6 protein-coding genes are annotated in these 4365 nt (G+C 68.8%); 4 read left to right on the top strand and 2 right to left on the bottom strand.

Going from position 1 to position 4365, the window contains the following annotated elements:
- The 3 genes from ACE3T5_RS21230 to ACE3T5_RS21220 form a co-directional block, all read left to right on the top strand.
- The coding region (locus tag ACE3T5_RS21230; protein WP_374670103.1) for a group II intron reverse transcriptase at nt 1–1134 on the top strand (1134 nt) is incomplete at its 5' end.
- Between the two features lie 118 nt (nt 1135–1252).
- The gene (locus tag ACE3T5_RS21225) at nt 1253–1981 is read left to right on the top strand and encodes a phosphoribosyltransferase family protein (protein WP_374670102.1); all 729 of its coding nucleotides are present in this window, start codon (nt 1253–1255) and stop codon (nt 1979–1981) included.
- Between the two features lie 31 nt (nt 1982–2012).
- Complete coding sequence (locus ACE3T5_RS21220) at nt 2013–2498, top strand: tRNA (cytidine(34)-2'-O)-methyltransferase (protein WP_374670101.1); 486 nt, start codon at nt 2013–2015, stop codon at nt 2496–2498.
- Nucleotides 2499–2502: 4 nt separating this feature from the next.
- Here the strand turns inward: ACE3T5_RS21220 and ACE3T5_RS21215 are convergent, their stop codons facing one another.
- Nucleotides 2503–2958, bottom strand: coding sequence for a MaoC family dehydratase (locus tag ACE3T5_RS21215; RefSeq protein WP_374670100.1), 456 nt, complete (start codon nt 2956–2958; stop codon nt 2503–2505).
- 31 nt (nt 2959–2989) lie between these two features.
- Nucleotides 2990–3607 (bottom strand): AAA family ATPase, encoded by a 618-nt coding sequence (locus ACE3T5_RS21210; RefSeq protein ID WP_374670099.1) that lies wholly within the window; start codon nt 3605–3607, stop codon nt 2990–2992.
- Nucleotides 3608–3705: 98 nt separating this feature from the next.
- Here ACE3T5_RS21210 and ACE3T5_RS21205 point away from each other — a divergent pair, with 98 nt between their 5' ends.
- Complete coding sequence (locus ACE3T5_RS21205; protein WP_374670098.1) at nt 3706–4347, top strand: NAD(P)H-dependent oxidoreductase; 642 nt, start codon at nt 3706–3708, stop codon at nt 4345–4347.
- Nucleotides 4348–4365 lie beyond the last annotated feature (18 nt).

Below are 4365 nucleotides of genomic sequence, written 5' to 3'. Positions count from 1 at the left end.
TTCTTCGACAACATCAACCACGACTGGCTGATGCGCCACGTTCACATGAACAAGGCCGTCCTGCGCAAGTGGCTGAAGGCTGGAGTAGTGGACAAGGGTCAGCTCCAACGCACGGACGATGGCACGCCGCAAGGCGGGATCATCTCTCCGGTGCTGGCGAACATCACGCTCAACGGTCTGGAGACGGAGCTTCAGAATTTCCTTCGGGAAAAACTGGGCACCGCACAGGCCAAGAGCGCGAAGGTGAATCTGGTGCGGTATGCCGATGACTTTGTGGTGACTGGCAGCTCGAAAGAGCTGCTGGAAACTGTGGTCCAACCGTGGATCGAGGGGTTCCTGCGCGAGCGGGGCCTTTCGCTCTCTGCGGAAAAGACGCGCATCGTGCACATCGACGAAGGGTTCGATTTCCTGGGGTGGACTTTCCGGAAGTACAAAGGGAAGCTGCTCATCAAACCCAGTCGGAAGAACGTGAAGGCGTTCTACGACAAGGTGAAGGGGATCATTGCCGACTCGCTGGCAGTTCCAACGACAGTGCTGATACAGCGCCTGAACCCAATCCTCACGGGTTGGGCCAGGTACCACCAAGGCGTCGTGGCCAAAGCGACCTTCAGCAAGCTCGACCACCTGATTTACTGGCGGTTGATGCGCTGGGGTCTGCGGCGGAATCCTCGCAAGTCAAGCAAGTGGGTCTATGACCGCTTCTGGCTGGATGCTGGCACCCGCCGGCAGTTCGGGGAACGCGACGTTGATCGCTGGGGTGACGCGGTGCGGGTCTTCCTGCACCTCTTGGCGGACACGAAAATCGTCCGCCACGTCAAGGTGAAGGGGGATTACAACCCCTTCGACCCGGCATGGGAGGCCTATGGCGAAAAGCTGCGGGTGGACCGGATGTCCAAGGACATCTGGGACGCCCAACGGCTCAAGCTGTGGATCGCTCAGGATGGTCGCTGCGCTTCCTGTCAGCAGGAAATCGACGTGGCTGAGGAAGGTTGGCACGACCACCATATCGTGCCGATTCAGCTTGGCGGGAGTAACGCCCTCGCCAACCGGGTTTTGTTGCACCCGGTATGTCATACGCGTGTTCACGCCCTGGGTTTGGAGGTTGCCAAGCCGGTCCCAGCACGGGGACTTTAATCTGGTGAACTGGGGGAGGGCTATGCGGCCCGTCGATCCCAAGTAGTCAGTGGTCGTGCGTGAGCCGTATGCGGGGAAACTCGCACGTACGGTTCTTCGGGGGGGATACCATCGCAAGATGGTGTCCCTACCCTCCCAATCCGCCTGGCTGCAGGGTCTCGCGGCGGCCGTGCCCAGCCGCTGCGCCGTGTGCGGGGCCTGGCCGGCCCGGCCGGTGTGCGACGCCTGCATCGCGCGCTTCGGCGCGCCCCGCACTCGCTGCCTGCGCTGTGCGTTGCCGCTGGCGGCCGGCCAGCCCGTTTGCGGCGCGTGCCTCACGCAGCCGCCTCCGCTCGCCACCTGCCACGCGGCGGTGGACTATGCCTATCCCTGGTCGGGCCTGCTCGCGCGCTTCAAGTTCCAGGGCGAGCCGGGCTGGGCCGGGCCGCTGGCGGCGCTGATGCGCGCCGCCCCAGACCTGGCCGATGCGATCGCGCAGGCCGATGCCGTGGTGCCGCTGCCTCTGGCGCCCGCCCGCCTGGCCGAGCGCGGCTTCAACCAGGCGCTGGAGCTGGCGCGGCGGCTGGCGCCGGACCGCACCCGGACCCAATGGCTGGTGAGGTTGCGCGAGACCCCGGCGCAGGCCCGCCTGGACCTCGCGGCGCGGGCCGCCAATGTGCGTGGCGCCTTTGCGGTGGAGCCCCTTCGGCACGCCGATGTGCGGGGCCTGCGCGTGCTGCTGGTGGATGACGTCATGACGAGCGGCGCCTCGCTGCACGCGGCGGCACTCGCCCTGCAGGCGGCCGGGGCGCTCTCGGTGTCGGCCGCGGTGTTCGCGCGCACGCCGGACCCGCCGGGCGGCGACTGATGCCCCACCGGCCCCGGCACAATCGCGCCGCATGTTCCACATCGTCCTGGTCCAGCCCGAGATCCCGCCCAACACCGGCAACGTGATCCGGCTGGCGGCCAACACCGGCTGCACGCTGCACCTGGTGGAGCCGCTGGGCTTCTCGATGGATGACCGCCTGTTGCGCCGCGCGGGCCTGGACTATCACGAGTACGCGCCGGTACGCCGCCACCGCGGGTGGGCCGAGCTGCTCGCCCAAGAGTCACCGCCGGCCCTGCGCTGCTTCGCCTTCACCACCAAGGCGCAGCGCAGTGCGCACGAGGCGTGCTTCCTGCCCGGCGACTGGCTGGTGTTCGGCTGCGAGACGAGCGGCCTGCCCGCTGCGGTGCTGGCGCACTTCGCGCCCGCCAACCGGCTGCGCCTGCCCATGCGCGCGGGCCAGCGCAGCCTGAATCTCTCCAATGCGGTCGCGGTGGCGGTGTTCGAGGCCTGGCGGCAGCAGGGCTTCGCGGGCGCGGCGCCCGCGGCCCAGGCGTAACGCCTCAGGGGTAGCGGCGGCCCAGCGACTCGGCGATGCACACCGGCTTGTCGGCACCCTCGCGCTCGACCGTCACCAGCCAGGCCATCTGCCGGCCGCCGTTCTCGATGGGGTCGCAGGCCAGCAGCTTCAGGTGCGCGCGCAGGCGGCTGCCCACCGGCACCGGCGCGGTGAAGCGCACCTTGTTCAGGCCGTAGTTCACGCCCATGCGGGTGTTGCGGATCTCGATCGCGTTCTCGAAGAACTTCGGCACCAGCGACAGCGTGAGGAAGCCGTGCGCGATGGGTGCGCCGAAGGGGCCGGCCTTGGCCCGCTCCACGTCCACGTGGATCCACTGATGGTCACCCGTCGCCTCGGCGAACAGGTTCACCTGCTCCTGCGTGACGGTGATCCAGTCGCTCGTGGCGACCTCCTGCCCCACCAGCGTGTCCAGGGCGTCCAGGGATTCGAAGACCTTCATGCGCTGTCAATGTAGCAGCGCCCGGCCGCCCTCAGGTGTCGAGCCAGCGACACAGGCCTTCCCATTGCTGCAGATCGCGCTCCACCCGGTGTGGCGCCACGTCGAACAAAGTGAGGCCGCGCGCGGCGAGGTGCACGTAGTTCTGCGTCGGCCGCAGGGTGGCCAGTACCGGCAGATCGAGCCCGGCCACGAATTCCTGCAGGTGATCCGCCGCGATGGTGCGCGCATCGACCCGGGTGCCCACGATGCCCACCTGCGCATGGTTGTGCTTGCGGTGCTCCGCCAGATCGTCAAGGAAGGCGCGGGTGGCGAAGATGTCGAACACGCTGGGCTGAAGCGGCACCACGATCTTGTCGGCGATCTTCAGCACCTGCTGCAATGCCTTGCCGTGCAGGCCGGCGGGCGTGTCCAGCACCACGTGCGTCACGCCCTTGGGCAGGCGGGCGATGTGGTCACGGTCCACCTCCCAGCCCTGGATGGGCGGCACCTGCGGTGGCCGCAGGCCCAGCCACAGGCGGGACGACTGCTGGCGATCGGCATCCCCCAGCATCACCACATGCCCGCGCGAGGCGTACCAGCCCGCGACGTTCGTGGCCACGGTGGACTTGCCGACACCGCCCTTGGGGTTCGCGACAACGACAACCGGCATCGGTGGAGGCCTCCTGCGGTGGATGGGACGCGACGGCCGCAACCGCTGCGGGCCGAGCCCGGCAGCAGGCTGGGCCCGCCTGCGCTATGTTACCGGGCATGGATGAGATCGCAACCGAGCCAGCCGAAGGGCGCGTCTACGTGCTCGCCGCCCACCCCGACTGGCGCGAATCGCGGGTCAACCGCCGCCTGCGCGACGCGGCCCTGGCCACGCCGGGGGTTCGGGTGCGCGACCTGTACCGCAGCTACCCGGATTTCGACATCGACGTGCCCGCCGAACAGGCGGTTGCCCGCGCGGCGCGCCTGCTGGTGCTGCTGCATCCGGTGCAGTGGTATTCCATGCCGGCGCTGCTGAAGCTCTGGCTGGACGAGGTGCTGACCCACGGCTGGGCCTATGGCCAGGGCGGCGACGCGCTGCGCGGCCGCGACCTGTGGCTGGTGGCCACCACCGGCGGGCCCGAGAGCTCCTACCACCCGCAGGGCTACAACCGCTACTTCTTCGACGCCTTCCTGCCGCCCTACGAGCAGACCGCCGCGCTGTGCGGCCTGCGCTTCCTGCCGCCGATGGTGCTGCATGGCGCGCATCGCGCCAGCGACGACGAGGTGGCCGCGCATGCGGCGATGTTCGCCGAACGGCTGCGCAGCTACCCCGACTGGCCCGAGCTGGAGGACCTGCCGGCCTGCGTGGCCTGCGAGGTGCCCGAAGGCGACCGCCCGGCCGACGACGCGGAGCCCGCCTGATGGAACACACCCCCGCCT

This window comes from Ramlibacter sp. (genome assembly GCF_041916345.1).
Lineage (GTDB): Bacteria > Pseudomonadota > Gammaproteobacteria > Burkholderiales > Burkholderiaceae_C > Ramlibacter.
This window is presented reverse-complemented; position numbering and strand designations above follow the sequence as displayed.

Excerpts from the sequence above, each read along its gene's own strand:
- ACE3T5_RS21225 (WP_374670102.1), top strand. The coding sequence starts at position 1,253 with ATGGTGTCCCTACCCTCCCAATCCGCCTGGCTGCAGGGTCTCGCGGCG.
- ACE3T5_RS21220 (WP_374670101.1), top strand. The coding sequence starts at position 2,013 with ATGTTCCACATCGTCCTGGTCCAGCCCGAGATCCCGCCCAACACCGGC.
- ACE3T5_RS21215 (WP_374670100.1), bottom strand. The coding sequence starts at position 2,958 with ATGAAGGTCTTCGAATCCCTGGACGCCCTGGACACGCTGGTGGGGCAG.
- ACE3T5_RS21210 (WP_374670099.1), bottom strand. The coding sequence starts at position 3,607 with ATGCCGGTTGTCGTTGTCGCGAACCCCAAGGGCGGTGTCGGCAAGTCC.
- ACE3T5_RS21205 (WP_374670098.1), top strand. The coding sequence starts at position 3,706 with ATGGATGAGATCGCAACCGAGCCAGCCGAAGGGCGCGTCTACGTGCTC.